Annotated in this window: 11 protein-coding genes; all 11 read left to right on the top strand. The window is 61.8% G+C overall.

Features of this window, described 5'->3' with window-relative positions:
• Window positions 1–7: 7 nt before the first annotated feature.
• The 11 genes from treZ to OC605_RS19460 all read left to right on the top strand — a co-directional run bounded on the left by treZ (window position 8) and on the right by OC605_RS19460 (window position 14,340).
• Entirely contained in the window at window positions 8–1,810 is a 1,803-nt protein-coding gene (gene treZ, locus OC605_RS19510; protein WP_262138903.1) for a malto-oligosyltrehalose trehalohydrolase, read from the top strand.
• On the top strand, window positions 1,807–3,885 hold the full coding sequence (gene malQ / locus OC605_RS19505; RefSeq protein ID WP_262138901.1) for a 4-alpha-glucanotransferase: 2,079 nt from the start codon (window positions 1,807–1,809) through the stop codon (window positions 3,883–3,885). Before treZ ends, malQ begins: the two co-directional genes overlap by 4 nt.
• Complete coding sequence (locus OC605_RS19500) at window positions 3,882–6,656, top strand: malto-oligosyltrehalose synthase (RefSeq protein ID WP_262138899.1); 2,775 nt, start codon at window positions 3,882–3,884, stop codon at window positions 6,654–6,656. The genes malQ and OC605_RS19500 overlap by 4 nt, the downstream gene beginning before the upstream one ends.
• A 21-nt stretch (window positions 6,657–6,677) precedes the next feature.
• Window positions 6,678–7,016, top strand: a complete 339-nt coding sequence (locus OC605_RS19495; protein ID WP_262138897.1) for a DUF2934 domain-containing protein — start codon at window positions 6,678–6,680, stop codon at window positions 7,014–7,016.
• Between the two features lie 239 nt (window positions 7,017–7,255).
• Window positions 7,256–9,415, top strand: coding sequence for a glycogen debranching protein GlgX (gene glgX / locus OC605_RS19490; protein WP_186566775.1), 2,160 nt, complete (start codon window positions 7,256–7,258; stop codon window positions 9,413–9,415).
• Window position 9,416: 1 nt separating this feature from the next.
• Window positions 9,417–10,415 carry an acyl-CoA dehydrogenase gene (locus OC605_RS19485; protein WP_262138895.1) on the top strand — a complete coding sequence of 333 codons (999 nt, stop codon included), beginning with the start codon at window positions 9,417–9,419 and terminating at the stop codon, window positions 10,413–10,415.
• On the top strand, window positions 10,412–11,170 hold the full coding sequence (locus OC605_RS19480; RefSeq protein ID WP_262138893.1) for a PIG-L deacetylase family protein: 759 nt from the start codon (window positions 10,412–10,414) through the stop codon (window positions 11,168–11,170). The genes OC605_RS19485 and OC605_RS19480 overlap by 4 nt, the downstream gene beginning before the upstream one ends.
• Window positions 11,167–11,766 (top strand): class I SAM-dependent DNA methyltransferase, encoded by a 600-nt coding sequence (locus OC605_RS19475; protein WP_262138891.1) that lies wholly within the window; start codon window positions 11,167–11,169, stop codon window positions 11,764–11,766. The genes OC605_RS19480 and OC605_RS19475 overlap by 4 nt, the downstream gene beginning before the upstream one ends.
• Window positions 11,763–12,422: a glycosyltransferase gene (locus OC605_RS19470; RefSeq protein WP_130887329.1), complete on the top strand. Its 660-nt coding sequence runs from the start codon at window positions 11,763–11,765 to the stop codon at window positions 12,420–12,422. Before OC605_RS19475 ends, OC605_RS19470 begins: the two co-directional genes overlap by 4 nt.
• Window positions 12,423–12,600: 178 nt before the next feature.
• On the top strand, window positions 12,601–13,359 hold the full coding sequence (locus tag OC605_RS19465; RefSeq protein WP_016774638.1) for a PIG-L deacetylase family protein: 759 nt from the start codon (window positions 12,601–12,603) through the stop codon (window positions 13,357–13,359).
• A gap of 198 nt (window positions 13,360–13,557) precedes the next feature.
• Window positions 13,558–14,340, top strand: a complete 783-nt coding sequence (locus OC605_RS19460) for an endonuclease/exonuclease/phosphatase family protein (protein WP_016774637.1) — start codon at window positions 13,558–13,560, stop codon at window positions 14,338–14,340.
• The last annotated feature ends 199 nt before the right edge of the window (window positions 14,341–14,539 follow it).

Below are 14,539 nucleotides of genomic sequence, written 5' to 3'. Positions count from 1 at the left end.
GCAGAAAATGCCGTCAAGGACCCAAGAAACCTGGCCCCACGGCGCGATCATGCTGGATGCCGAGCACACGCAATTTGCGTTGTGGGCGCCTGACGCGTTCTACGTCAGTGTGGAACTGGAAGATGGAAAATCGTTGCCCATGCTGCCTCAGGGCGACGGTTGGTTTGTAATCAAGGCCAATTGCCCGGCGGGCAGTCGCTACCGTTACTGCATCGATGGCGAACTGGAGGTGCCGGACCCGGCCTCCAGGGCGCAGGATGGTGACCTCGACCGCCACAGCTTGGTGGTCGACCCCCATGCCTATCAATGGCGGCACACGACCTGGAATGGTCGGCCGTGGAGCGAAGCGGTGATTTACGAGCTGCACGTCGGTGCGCTCGGTGGATTTGCCGAAGTTGAACAGCATCTGGCGCGCTTGGTGGCGCTGGGCATTACCGCCATCGAACTGATGCCGCTGGCGCAATTCCCCGGTGATCGCAACTGGGGCTACGACGGAGTGCTGCCCTATGCACCGCAAGCCTCCTACGGCACACCGGAACAACTCAAACACCTGATCGACACCGCCCACGGCCATGGCCTGGCGGTGATTCTCGACGTCGTCTACAACCACTTCGGTCCCGACGGCAACTATCTGCATCGTTACGCCAAAGGCTTTTTCCGCGAGGACAAACACACGCCCTGGGGCGCGGCGATCGACTTCCGTCGTCCGGAAGTGCGCGAGTTCTTCATTGAAAACGCGCTGATGTGGCTGCTCGAATACCGTTTCGACGGTTTGCGCCTGGACGCGGTGCACGCAATTGAAGACCCGGATTTCCTCAGCGATCTGGCCCGACGCATTCGCCAGCAGATCGACCCGACCCGGCACGTCTGGCTGACCGTCGAGAACGAGCTGAACCAGTCGAGCCTGCTGGAAAACGATTACGACGCGCAGTGGAACGATGACGGCCATAACGCTTTGCACGTGCTGCTGACCGGCGAAACCGACGCCTACTACGCCGACTATGCCGCGCAACCCACCGAGCAATTGGTGCGCTGCCTGAGTCAGGGCTTTGTTTTCCAAGGCCACATCACTCGTCATGGCGAACCCCGTGGCGAGCCGAGCGAACATCTGCCCTCCACCGCTTTCGTGCTGTTTCTGCAGAACCATGACCAGATCGGCAACCGCGCCTTTGGCGAACGTCTGCATCAGCTTGCCGACCCGCGTGCGGTGCAGGCGGCGACGGTGTTGTTGCTGCTGTCGCCGATGATTCCGCTGATGTTCATGGGCGATGAATTTGCCGCCGAGCAACCGTTCCTGTTTTTCACCAGCCATCACGGTGAACTGGCGGAACTGGTGCGTGAAGGTCGGCGCAACGAGTTCGCCGCATTCAGTGCCTTTACCGATCCGCACAAGCGCGAACAGATCCCCGATCCGAATGCCGAAAGCACCTTCCACGCTTCGCAGCCGCGATTATCCGGCAGCGGCACGCCATTGCAACAGCAGACCCAAGAGCTGTATCGGCAACTGCTCAAGTTGCGGCACCAATACATCATTCCCAACCTCTCCGGGACCCAGGCTCTGGGCGCGCAGATGCTCGGCCATGGCGCGGTCAGCGCACGCTGGCGGCTGGGCAACGGCAGTGAGCTGCGAATTGACCTGAACCTCAGTGACACGCCAGTGGTCAACCCTGCACAGACTGATACCGACTGGTTGTTTCAACAGCCAGCCGCAGTCGAACTGTCGGACCCGAACCAACTGCCGGCGTACACCGCGCTTGTCAGCCTCACGGCCGCACCCGTTATGCACCCCCTGGATGGAGAGCGCCTATGAGCGATGCGCAACTGGAAATACTCGCCAGTCGAGCCGGCCTTGCCGTCGACTGGATCGACGCCAACGGGCGTCAGCAAAAAGTCGCTCCTGCTGTGTTGCGCAATGTCCTGATCGGACTCGGCCACCCCGCCAGCACCGCGCAGGAAATCGATGCCAGCCTGCTGGAATTGCAAGAAGTCCAGCAAGACCGCCATTTGCCACCCCTGCTGACCTGCGACGTGGGCGTCGCCCTCGACCTGAGTCGCTACTTCTCACCGGAAACCCCCTGCGAAATCCATCTTGAAGACGGCTCGCAGATGAACCTGAAGCTGGACAACGAAGCCATGTTGCCCGGCTTGATTCCGGTCGGTTACCAGCAAGTGCATATCGCCGATCAGTATTTCACGCTCGCCGTGGCGCCTGAACGCTGCTTCAGCGTCGCCGATGCGGTCGATAGCCCGATCCCGCGCGCCTGGGGTCTGAGCGCCCAGTTGTATTCGCTGCGCCGTCCGGGTGACGGTGGCTTTGGCGACACCCAGGCGCTGGAAGAACTGGTTCGTGTAGCGGGCGAACGTGGCGCCGATGCGCTGGCGATCAGTCCGATGCACGCGATGTTCAGCGCCGACAATGGTCGCTACAGCCCTTATTCGCCGTCCAGCCGCTTGTTTCTAAATTCACTGTATGCCGCGCCGGGGAGCATTCTCGGCGAACGCGCGTTGCGTGATGCAATTGATGCCAGTGGCCTGGCCGCGCAGTTCGAGCAGCTGGAAAATCTCAAGCTGATCGACTGGCCGGCTGCCGCTGAAGCCAAGCAGAAGCTACTGCAAGCTTTGTACGACGGCTTTGTCGCTGGCGAGCACCCGCTGCACGCCGACTTCGCCAGTTTCCGCCATGCCGGTGGCGAAGCGCTGGAAAACCATTGCCGCTTTGAAGCCATTCAGGAAATGCGCGCCGCCCGTGGCGAAAGCCACGACTGGCGCGAATGGCCGGAGCACTGGCACGACCCGCGCGGCGCGGCGCTCGGCGCGTTTGCCGAGGAATACGCCGAGCGCATCGGTTATTTCGCCTTCTGCCAATGGCTGATCCATCGCTGCCTCGAACGCGCCCAAACTGCCGCGCGCAGTGCCGGCATGGGCATCGGTCTGATCGCCGACCTCGCGGTCGGTGCTGATGGCGCTGGCAGCCAGTCCTGGAGCTTTCAGGATGAATTGCTCGCCTCGCTGACCGTGGGCGCGCCACCGGACATCCTCAATCGCAGCGGCCAGGGCTGGGGCATTTCCGCGTTCTCGCCGGAAGGGCTGATCCGTAACGGTTTCCGTGCCTTCATCGACATGCTGCGCGCCAACTTCGCCCATGCTGGCGGCCTGCGCATCGACCATGTCATGGGCCTGCAACGCTTGTGGGTGATCCCCAACGGCGCTGACCCGGCCGACGGTGCCTATCTGTATTACCCGTTCGACGACATGCTGCGTCTGCTGACCCTTGAGTCGCATCGGCACCAGGCCATCGTGCTCGGCGAAGACCTCGGCACCGTACCGGAAGGTCTGCGCGAGAAACTCGCGGCGCGTTCGATTCTGGGTATGCGCGTGCTGTTGTTCGAGCAGGACAACACTCGTTTCAAACCGATTCTCGACTGGCCGGATGACGCGCTGGCCACCACCAGCACCCATGACCTGCCAACACTCAACGGTTGGTGGCATGGCCGCGATATCGACTGGAATGCGCGCCTGGGTCTGGTCGATGCCAACGGCGAAATCGACTGGCGTCGACATCGCGAGCGCGAACGCGAAGGCCTGCGCGATGCGCTTCGCCAGGATCCGCAGAATTTCCGTGAAGAGTCCCACGAGGCCGATCAAGTGGTCGATGCCAGCGTGCGTTTCCTCGGCCACACCCGCGCTCCGCTGGTGCTGCTGCCGCTGGAAGATGCGTTGGGTATCGATGAACAGGCGAATCTGCCCGGCACCACCGACTCACATCCGAACTGGTCGCGACGTTTGCCCGGTCCCAGCGAAGCATTGCTGGACGGCCCCGATGCCGCCCGCCGCCTGGAACTGCTGGCTTGCGCGCGCCTTCAAGCCACTGAGCGTGACCAATGAATCAACAGCAAATCCAGCCATTGCGCGCCACCTTGCGTCTGCAATTTCACAAAGGCTTTACCCTCGAACAAGCGGTGCCATTGGTGCCGTACTTTGCCCGCCTCGGTATCAGCCATATCTACGCCTCGCCATTGCTGGCGGCGCGCGCCGGCTCCATGCATGGCTATGACGTGGTCGACCCGACCCAGGTCAATCCGGAGCTGGGCGGCGAGCCGGCATTGCGCCGACTGGTCAGCACCCTGCGCGAACACAACATGGGCCTGATCCTCGACATCGTTTCCAACCACATGGCCGTGGGCGGCAACGACAACCCGTGGTGGCTCGACTTGCTGGAATGGGGACGCCTGAGCCCGTACGGCGAATTCTTCGACATTCAGTGGCACTCGCCGGACCCGTTGATGGAAGGCCAGTTGCTGCTGCCGTTCCTTGGCAGTGATTACGGCGTGGCGTTGCAGGAAGGCACGCTGAAGCTGAAATTCAACGCGCAGACCGGCACGTTCTACGTCGAACATTACGACCATCACTTCCCGATCTGCCCGAACAACTATGGCGAGCTACTCAAGTCCGACGACACGCTGAAGTCTCTGGCCGATCGCTTCAGCACACTCAGCTACCAGACCGATGCCCATTCGCTGGCGATCCCGCTCAAGCAAGAGTTGCGAGAGCTGGCGAGCGATCCGCGCGTTCTCGCAACTGTCGAGAGCAACCTCGCTCAGTACGATTCCACCACCGAGGAAGGCTTTCAAAAGCTTCACGAACTGCTGGAACGGCAAAGTTATCGCCTGGCCAGTTGGCGCACGGCGGCGGACGACATCAACTGGCGGCGCTTCTTCGACATCAACGAGCTTGGCGGCCTGCGCGTCGAGCGTCCGGCGGTGTTCGAAGCGACCCACGGCAAAATCTTCCAATTGGTCGAAGAAGGTCTGGTCGACGGCTTGCGCATCGACCACATCGACGGCCTCGCCGACCCGCGTGGCTACTGCCGCAAATTGCGCCGTCGCCTTGATCACTTGGCGCCGGGACGTCATCTGCCGATCTATGTCGAGAAGATCCTCGGCGAGGGCGAAACCCTGCGCCGCGACTGGAGCGTCGACGGCACCACCGGCTACGAGTTCATGAATCAGCTGTCGCTGCTGCAACACGACCCGGACGGCGAACATGTACTGGGCGAACTCTGGCAGCGCCGCACCGAGCGCCCGGCTGCGTTCATGGAAGAAGCGCAACTGGCCCGCCAGCAGATCCTCAACGGCTCGCTGGCCAGCGACTTCGAAAGTGTCGCGCAGGCCCTGCATCAAGTTTCGCGTGATGACTTGATGACCCGCGACCTGACCCTGGGCGCGATTCGCCGCGTGCTGCATGCGCTGATCGTGCACTTCCCGGTTTATCGCACTTACATCAGCGCCATGGGCCGGTCCGAGCAGGACGAAGCGATTTTCCAGCACGCCATGGACGGTGCGCGGCAAACCCTCAGCGAAGCCGACTGGCCAGTGCTCGACTCGGTCGCCAGTTGGCTCGGCGGCACGCCGTGGCGCCGCAAGCCACGGGGTCGCTCGCGCAAGATCCTCAAGCATGCCTGCGTGCGTTTCCAGCAACTGACCTCGCCGGCAGCAGCCAAAGCCGTGGAAGATACCGCGCTGTATCGTTCGGCGGTGCTGCTGTCGCGCAATGATGTCGGTTACAACACCGAGCAATTCAGCGCGCCGGTCAGCGAGTTCCATGAAGTCAATCAACAGCGCATGGCCGAGTTTCCTGACAACCTGCTCGCGACTGCCACCCATGACCACAAGCGCGGCGAAGACACCCGTGCCCGGCTGGCCGTGCTCAGCGAACGCAGCCATTGGTACGCCGATCAGGTCGAACTGTGGCGCGCCCTCGCCCGCCCGGTGCGCATCGAAGATGACGCGCCTTCCGCTGGCGACGAACTGATCCTCTATCAGGCATTGCTCGGCAGTTGGCCGCTGGACCTGCAGGACGATGACCAGGCCGGTTTCGCCGATTACGCCAAGCGCATCTGGCAGTGGCAACAGAAAGCCCTGCGCGAAGCCAAGCTGCAAAGCAGCTGGAGCGCGCCGAACGAAGCGTATGAAAACGCGGCCCAGGCTTTCACGGAGAAGCTGCTGACCGGTGAAGAAGGCGAGTTGCTGCGTGCGGCGCTGAGCAAGACCGTCAACAGCATCGCCGCTGCCGGCGCGCTCAACGGGCTGGCGCAAACCTTGCTGCGCATGACCGTGCCGGGTGTGCCGGATCTGTACCAGGGCAACGAGTACTGGGACTTCAGTCTGGTCGACCCGGACAACCGCCGGCCGGTGGATTACGCCGCCCGTGAGCAAGCGTTGCAGGCATCCGTGCCGGGTACCGAACTGCTCAATAATTGGCGTGACGGGCGCATCAAACAGGCGCTGATCAGTGAGGTGTTGAACCTGCGCAAGGAACACAGCGAGCTGTTCCGTCGAGGCGATTACCAGCCATTGGAAGTGCTGGGCAGTCAGGCGCACAACGTCTTGGCATTCGCGCGTGAACATCTGGGCGTGCGGGCGATTGTGGTGGTGCCGGTGCGTTGCGCGACGTTGCTGGAAAACAGTGCCATCCCGCAGGTCGATGCGCTGCGCTGGGGCGATACGCGGGTGGTTTTACCGTCTGCCGCTTCGGATACAAACCTGAAGGGACTTTTTGCCAGCACCGTAGTCACACAAAACAGGGAGCTGAATGTCAGCGAAGCGCTGGGGGATGTCCCGGTCAATCTCTTTATCCAACACTTAACACAAGCATGAGTTCAGTTCAGGAGCATTGCGATGAGCACCGACGATAAACGCATTCGCGAATTCGCCTATCAGATCTGGGAGTCGGAAGGGAAACCTGAAGGCCACGAAGAACGTCATTGGGAAATGGCGCGCAAGCTGGCCGAGGCCGAAGCGCTGGCACCCAAGAAGCCACCGAAAGCGGCGGGCAGCAAAGGGGCTGGCAAGACTACAGCCGCAGCAGCGAAAAGCACCGACGGCAAGACTTCGGCAGCCGCCAAAGCCAAACCGGCAGCGAAAGCCAAGCCGGCGGCCACGGCCAAAGTAGTCCCGCCGGGCGAAAAGGCTGCCGAGAAAAAGCCGCGAGCAGCGAAGAAGCCTCCGGCGAACTGACCCGATCCATTTTTGAACTGAATGACTGTGTGGCGAGCGTGCTCGCCACAAGGGGTTCTTGCGCCCCGAAGAAAGTCCCTTATTGGGAACAACACACAACCCTGTGGGAGCGAGCCTGCTCGCGAAAGCGCTAGGTCAGTTGGTGAAAATGTCGAATGTACCGACGCTTTCGCGAGCAGGCTCGCTCCCACCAGGAAATCTCATTGCCTGAACTGTCCCGTTTTTTTGCAGGAGCAATCATGACCCGTCCAAAGAAAGCCGAACCCGCTGCGCAAGCCGAGCCGTCGAGAATCCGTGAAGGCCTGCCCTTCCCGCTCGGTGCGACCTGGGATGGTCTGGGGGTGAACTTTGCTCTGTTTTCCGCCAACGCCACCAAGGTCGAGCTGTGCATTTTCGACGATGCCGGCGAGGTCGAGCTCGAACGCATCGAGCTGCCGGAATACACCGATGAGATTTACCACGGCTACCTCCCGGATGCGCATCCTGGCTTGATCTACGGCTACCGCGTATATGGTCCTTATGACCCGGCCAATGGTCACCGCTTCAACCACAACAAACTGCTGATCGACCCATACGCCAAGCAATTGGTCGGCGAGCTGAAATGGTCGGAGGCGCTGTTCGGCTACACCATCGGCCACCCCGACGCCGACCTGAGTTTCGACGAGCGTGACAGCGCGCCATTCGTGCCCAAGTGCAAGGTCATCGACCCGGCGCACACTTGGGGCAACGACCATCGCGTCAGCGTGCCGTGGGACAAGACCATCATCTATGAAACCCACGTGCGCGGCATCAGCATGCGTCACCCGTCGGTGCCGGAAAACCTGCGTGGCACCTTCGGCGGTCTGATGGTCGACGACGTGCTCGAGCACATTCGCAAACTTGGCGTGTCTTCTGTCGAACTGCTGCCGATTCACGCCTTCGTTAACGATCAGCATCTGCTGCAAAAGGGCATGACCAACTACTGGGGCTACAACAGCATCGCGTTCTTCGCCCCGGACCCGCGTTATCTGGCCAGTGGCAAGATTGCCGAATTCAAGGAAATGGTCGCGCACCTGCACGATGCCAACCTCGAAGTCATTCTCGACGTGGTCTACAACCACACCGCCGAGGGCAACGAGCAAGGCCCGACCCTGTCGATGCGCGGTATCGACAACGCCTCGTATTACCGCTTGATGCCCGACGACAAGCGCTACTACATCAACGATTCCGGCACCGGTAACACGCTGGACCTGAGCCACCCGTGCGTCCTGCAAATGGTCACCGACTCCCTGCGCTACTGGGCCAGCGAGATGCACGTCGACGGTTTCCGCTTCGACCTCGCAACCATTCTTGGCCGTTACCATGATGGCTTCGACGAGCGCCACAGCTTCCTCGTTGCCTGCCGTCAGGACCCGGTGCTGCGTCAGGTGAAAATGATCGCCGAACCCTGGGACTGCGGCCCCGGCGGTTATCAGGTCGGCAACTTTCCACCGGGCTGGGTTGAGTGGAACGACAAGTTCCGCGACACCGTGCGCGCGTTCTGGAAAGGCGACGACGCTCAGCTTGCCGATTTCGCCAGCCGCATGACCGCTTCCGGCGAGATGTTCAACCAGCGCGGGCGCCGGCCGTATTCGTCGGTGAACTTCATCACCGCCCACGACGGTTTCACCCTCAACGATCTGGTCTCGTACAACGACAAGCACAACGAAGCCAACGACGAAAACAACCAGGACGGCAGTAACAACAACCTGTCGTGGAACCACGGCGTCGAAGGCCCGACCGACGATCCGGAAATCAACGCACTGCGTCATCGGCAGATGCGCAACTTCTTCGCCACCCTTCTGCTGGCCCAAGGCACACCGATGATCGTTGCCGGCGACGAGTTCGCCCGCACCCAGGACGGCAACAACAACGCCTATTGCCAGGATAGCGAGATCGGCTGGGTCAACTGGGACCTGAGCGAGGACGGCAAGGCCCTGCTCAAGTTCGTCAAACGCCTGATCAAGCTGCGCCTGACTTATCCGATCCTGCGTCGCGGACGCTTCCTGGTCGGCGAGTACAACGAAGACATCGGCGTCAAGGACGTGACCTGGCTGGCACCGGACGCCACCGAGATGACCACCGAGCACTGGCACGATGCGCACAACCGCTGCCTCGGGATGCTGCTCGACGGTCGCGCGCAGGAAACCGGCATCCGCCGCAAAGGTGCCGACGCGACCCTGTTGCTGGTGGTCAACGCACACCACGACATCGTCAACTTCACCCTGCCGGAAGTGCCGGACGGCGGCTTCTGGACCTGCATGATCGACACCAATCAGCCGTCTATTCGCGGCCAGGAACGCTTTGAATTCGGCCATGAATATTCGGTGACCGGGCGTTCGTTGCTGCTGTTCGAACTGCAACGTGACGAAGAAGATTGATATGGACTTTCAACATTATCTGGCCCGCCGTCCGCCAGATTACGCCGACACCAATGCCCTCGGCCGTTGCCTGCGGGCAATGGTCGAGGCCGGCCTCGACCGCTTGCCGTTACCCGGCAGCGGTCACACGCTGGAGCGCTTTCAGCGTCTCTCGCAAGTCGGTGGACACGATTTAGGCCTGTGCAAACTCTATGAGGGCCACACCGACGCGCTGGCGATCATCGAGCAATTGGGCGGTACGCCAACCCCGGGCAGCACGTGGGGCATGTGGGCCGCCGAACCGCCGCAGGCGCGGGTGAAAGTCACGCCAGCCGGGCACATGGTGACGCTGAACGGGTGCAAGGCCTGGTGCTCTGGCGCTGCAGTGCTCAGCCACGCCTTGCTCACCGCATGGGACGCGGACGGTCAGCAGCAATTGGTTGCAGTCGCACTCGATCAACCTGGCGTGACCATCACCGATCAAGGCTGGCAAGCGGTGGGCATGGCGGCCACCGGCAGCGTTGAAGTGCTGTTCGACAACGCCGAAGCGCAGGCCATTGGCAACCCCGGTGATTACCTGCACCGGCCGGGGTTCTGGCAGGGCGGGATCGGTATCGCCGCTTGCTGGTATGGCGCTTCACGGCGGATTGCCGAAGGGCTGCGTCAGCATTGCGCGCAACGCGATGAACCGCACGCCCTCGCCCATCTCGGTGCGACTGACACAGCACTGCAAGCGGCAGCCGATGTGTTGCGCTTCAGCGCGCTGCAAATCGATGCGCAGCCCGAGGCCGACGCTGAATTGCTCGCCCGCCGCGCCCGCGCCGTGGTTGAGCAGTCTGCCGAACAGGTGATGCGCGAAGTCGGTCGTGCGTTGGGTGCCGGGCCGTTTTGTCAGGATCGGCATTTCGCCCGGTTGAGCGCCGACCTGCCGGTGTTTCTGCGCCAGAGTCATGCCGAACGCGACCTTGCTGCACTGGGCCAGCAGATTGCTGGTCAGTCCTGCGAGGTCTGGGCGTTATGAAAGCCAACCCGATCGTTGGCCAGGGCACTTCATTGCAGCAATGGCAGGCTTCGCGGCGTCTCGCCGAGATGCCGGCCATCGATATTCTTGACTTGGTACCACTGGGCTCGCGTGCAGTGATCGTCGCACCGCACCCGGATGACGAAGTGCTCGGGTGCGGCGGCATCATGCAGTTGCTGGCGGCAGCCGGACGGCCGTTGCAGTTGATTTCGGTCACCGATGGCAGCGCCAGTCACCCCGGCTCGCAGCGCTGGACAGTCGAGCGTTTGAGCGTGGTGCGTCCGCAGGAATCCGCCGAAGCCCTGCGGCGCCTCGGCCTACCGATGCACAGCCTGAAATGGCTGCGCGGCGGTTTTACCGACACCCAAGTCGCAGCTCAGGAACCGCAGTTGAGCGAATTCATCGCCGGTTATCTGCACGCCAGTGACGTGGTTTTCACTACCTGGCGCCAGGACGGTCACAGCGATCACGAGGCTGTCGGCCGCGCCAGTGTTGAGGCGGCGCGACGCGTTGGTGCGACCTGCCATGAGCTTCCGGTCTGGACCTGGCACTGGGCAACCCCGGAAGACGCTTCGGTGCCATGGGAGCGGGCGCGCAAGATCCTCCTTTCACCGACGCACATCGCACGTAAACGCCACGCCGCGCACGCGTTCGCCAGCCAGTTGGAAGGCGACCGCGACGTCGGCCTCGGGCCGGTGCTCGCGCCCTATGTGCTCGATCGTTTGCTGCAACCTTTTGAAGTGGTGTTCCTGTGACCGTCGATGACCGCTATTTCGATGGCCTGTTCGCGGGCAATGACGACCCATGGGCGTTCCGCCAGCGCTGGTACGAGCAGCGCAAACGCGCGATCACCCTCGCCGCCCTGCCCCGTCCGCGCTACAGGTCGGTGTTCGAGCCGGGTTGCGCCAACGGCGAACTGAGTGCAGAACTGGCTCCGCGCTGCGACCGCCTGTTGTGCTGCGATACAGCGAGCGCGGCGGTGAAACTGGCGCGGACTCGTTTGAGCGTGTTCGAGCATGCCCAGGTCCGTCAGGGCCGCCTTCCGGCTGACTGGCCGGAGGAAAAATTCGACCTGATCGTATTCAGCGAAGTCGGCTACTACCTCGACGAAAAAGATCTGACAGAAATGATTCGCCGGATCAGTGAGTCACTGACCGCCGACGGACAATTGCTGGCCTGCCACTGGCGCCCGCCGATCGAGGGCTGCCCGCTGAATGCACGGCAGGTCCACGATCAGATCCACGATCAATTGGCTTTGCCGCGTCTGGTGCTGCATCAGGAAGCGGATTTCATTCTCGAACTGTGGAGCCGCGAGCCACGCTCGGTGGCGGCCCTGGAGGGCTTGCGTTGATCGGTATTGTGATTCCGGCGCACAACGAAGAGGCGCTGCTTGATGAATGCCTGCGTGCAGCGTTGCGCGCCAGCCAGCATGCACAACTGGGCGGCGAGCCGGTGGAAATACTGGTGGTGCTCGACAGTTGCAGCGATGGCTCGGCGCAGATCGTCAGCGCTTATCCAGTGCTCAGCTTGCAGATCGATGCGCGCAACGTTGGCGAAGCCCGCGCCACCGGTGCGCGCCTGTTGCTCGAGCGCGGTGCCCGCTGGATCGCCTGCACCGACGCCGACAGCCGCGTCGCCGATGACTGGCTGGCGGCGCAACTGGGGCTGGAGGCTGATGCTGTGTGCGGCACGGTCACTGTCGAGCACTGGCACGAATCGATTGATGAGGCGGCGCAGATTCGCTATCACCGCCATTATCAGGCCCGCGATGGCCATCGACACATTCACGGCGCCAACCTCGGTGTCAGCGCCGAGGCTTATCGCCTGGCCGGCGGTTTCAAGCCGCTGACCTGTGACGAGGATGTGCAACTGGTGCGTGCGCTGGAGCGCAGCGGCGCCAATATCGCCTGGAGTCACCGACCGCAGGTGCACACCAGCGCCCGTCTCGACAGTCGGGCCAAGGGCGGGTTCGGTGACTTTCTGCGCAATCTGGCACAGCTGGAATAAAAAATTACGGATCAGATTGATCTGTGACGCGACGAATCGGCTGTCTTGAGCAATACTCTGCCTCGCAGTAATCCAAGGGTTGGAGCACTGCACCGTTGCTATTCATTTGCCTTCACGGGCCGCGATCAGCGTTGGCTGCTCACGACTGAGGGCGAGATACCACAAGGACGTCGCACTCATGAAATCGTCATTGCTCAACGAACACGGCCTGCCGGCACAGATCTGGAACAGCGCGCCGCAACTCGACAATATTCCCGTCATCAACACCCACAGCCTGGTACCCGCCGGCGCCCGCGCCGTGGTCATCGCCCCGCATCCGGGCGATGAAGTGGTCACTTGCGGCGGTCTGCTGCAACTGCTCTCCAGCCTTGGCCATCCCCTGCAATTGCTCTCGATTACCGACGGTAGCGCCAGCCACCCCGGCTCGCGCCAGTGGTCGGAACAACGTCTGAGCGTGTTCCGCCCGCAGGAAAGCGTCGAAGCCCTGCGCCGCCTCGGCCTGCCCATGCACAGCCTGAAGTGGGTGCGCGGCGGCTTTACCGACAACGCACTGAGTGATCAGCAAAGCCAACTCACCGAGTTCATCGGCCGTTACCTGCGACCGGGCGACGTAGTGTTCAGTACCTGGCGCAAGGATGGCCCGCCGGATCATGAAGTGGTCGGGCGCGCCAGTTTCGACGCGGCGCAAAAGGCCGGGGCGACCTATCACGATGTGCCGGTGTGGGCCTGGCACTGGCCGGAGCGCGAGCAGCAAATGATTCCCTGGGAACGCGCGCGCAAGCTGCGGCTCGACACCTGGACGGTCGCGCGCAAGAGCCACGCGACCCACGCCTATGCCAGCCAGCTCAAGGGCGAACCGGCCATCGGCATCGCCCCGCTGCTGCCGCCCGTGCTGCTGGAGCGGATGCGCTTGCCGTATGAAATCGTCTTCTTCTGAACGGCGGAAGCTCAACATACCTGTGGGAGCGAGCCTGCTCGCGAAAGCGGTGTGTCATGTGTCAGATGTATTGAATGTGATGAAGTCTTCGCGAGCAGGCTCGCTCCCACATTGGCCCAGCAGTGAATCATCGTAAGGAACTGCCACCCCCTCAAACCAGTCGCATGAACAGGCATGGCCCAATTCAGAGGAGTGAACGTGTCCAGCGATCCCAAGCGTCAAGCGGTCGACGCGCCAGTCATTCATCGCCTGCGGGTACTCACGGTCAACACCCACAAGGGCTTCACCGCGCTGAATCGGCGGTTCGTTCTACCGGAGCTGCGCGAAGCGATGCGCAGTACCTCGGCCGATCTGGTGTTTCTGCAGGAAGTGGTGGGTGAGCACGAACGCCATTCCAGTCGTTACAACGACTGGCCGCAGACGTCGCAGTACGAATTCCTCGCCGACAGCATGTGGAGCGATTTTGCCTACGGGCGCAACGCCGTTTACCCGGATGGCCACCACGGCAACGCGCTGCTGTCGAAATACCCGATCCGCGAATATCGCAACCTCGACGTGTCGATCACCGGGCCTGAACGGCGCGGGCTGTTGCACTGCATTCTTGATGTGCCTGGGCATGCCGAGGTGCATGCAATCTGTGTGCATTTGAGTCTGCTGGAAAGCCATCGGCAATTGCAGTTGCAGCTGCTCTGTCAGCTGCTTGAATCTCTACCCGACGATGCGCCGGTGATCATCGCCGGCGATTTCAATGACTGGCAGTTGCAAGGCAACGCCGCCCTCGCCCGTCGCGATTATCTGCATGAAGCCTTTGAGCGTCACCATGGGCGCCCGGCGAAAACCTATCCGGCGCGGTTTCCCTTGCTGAGGCTTGACCGGATTTATCTGCGCAATGCCAGCAGCCATGACCCACGCATTCTTGGCAACAAGCCGTGGACGCATCTTTCAGATCACTTGCCGTTAGCAGTTGAAGTACACCTGTAGCTGCGTTTTTGACAGCAATTAAATGACAGGCCTTCCCGGCAACTACCGCTAGGAAGGACCTTTCGTCGGCGGCAAAAAACCGTCAGCCGTCTGCTTCGCAAGCGTTTTTCCATGCAAACAAACACTTAGTTATGTGCAGAAAAACAAACGCTTGCGAAGGCCGATTTAAGTGCACCATTCATCGTGCATTTTCTTGACG

This window comes from Pseudomonas sp. Marseille-Q5117, assembly GCF_946901175.1.
In the GTDB taxonomy this organism is placed as follows: domain Bacteria; phylum Pseudomonadota; class Gammaproteobacteria; order Pseudomonadales; family Pseudomonadaceae; genus Aquipseudomonas; species Aquipseudomonas iranensis.
This window is presented reverse-complemented; position numbering and strand designations above follow the sequence as displayed.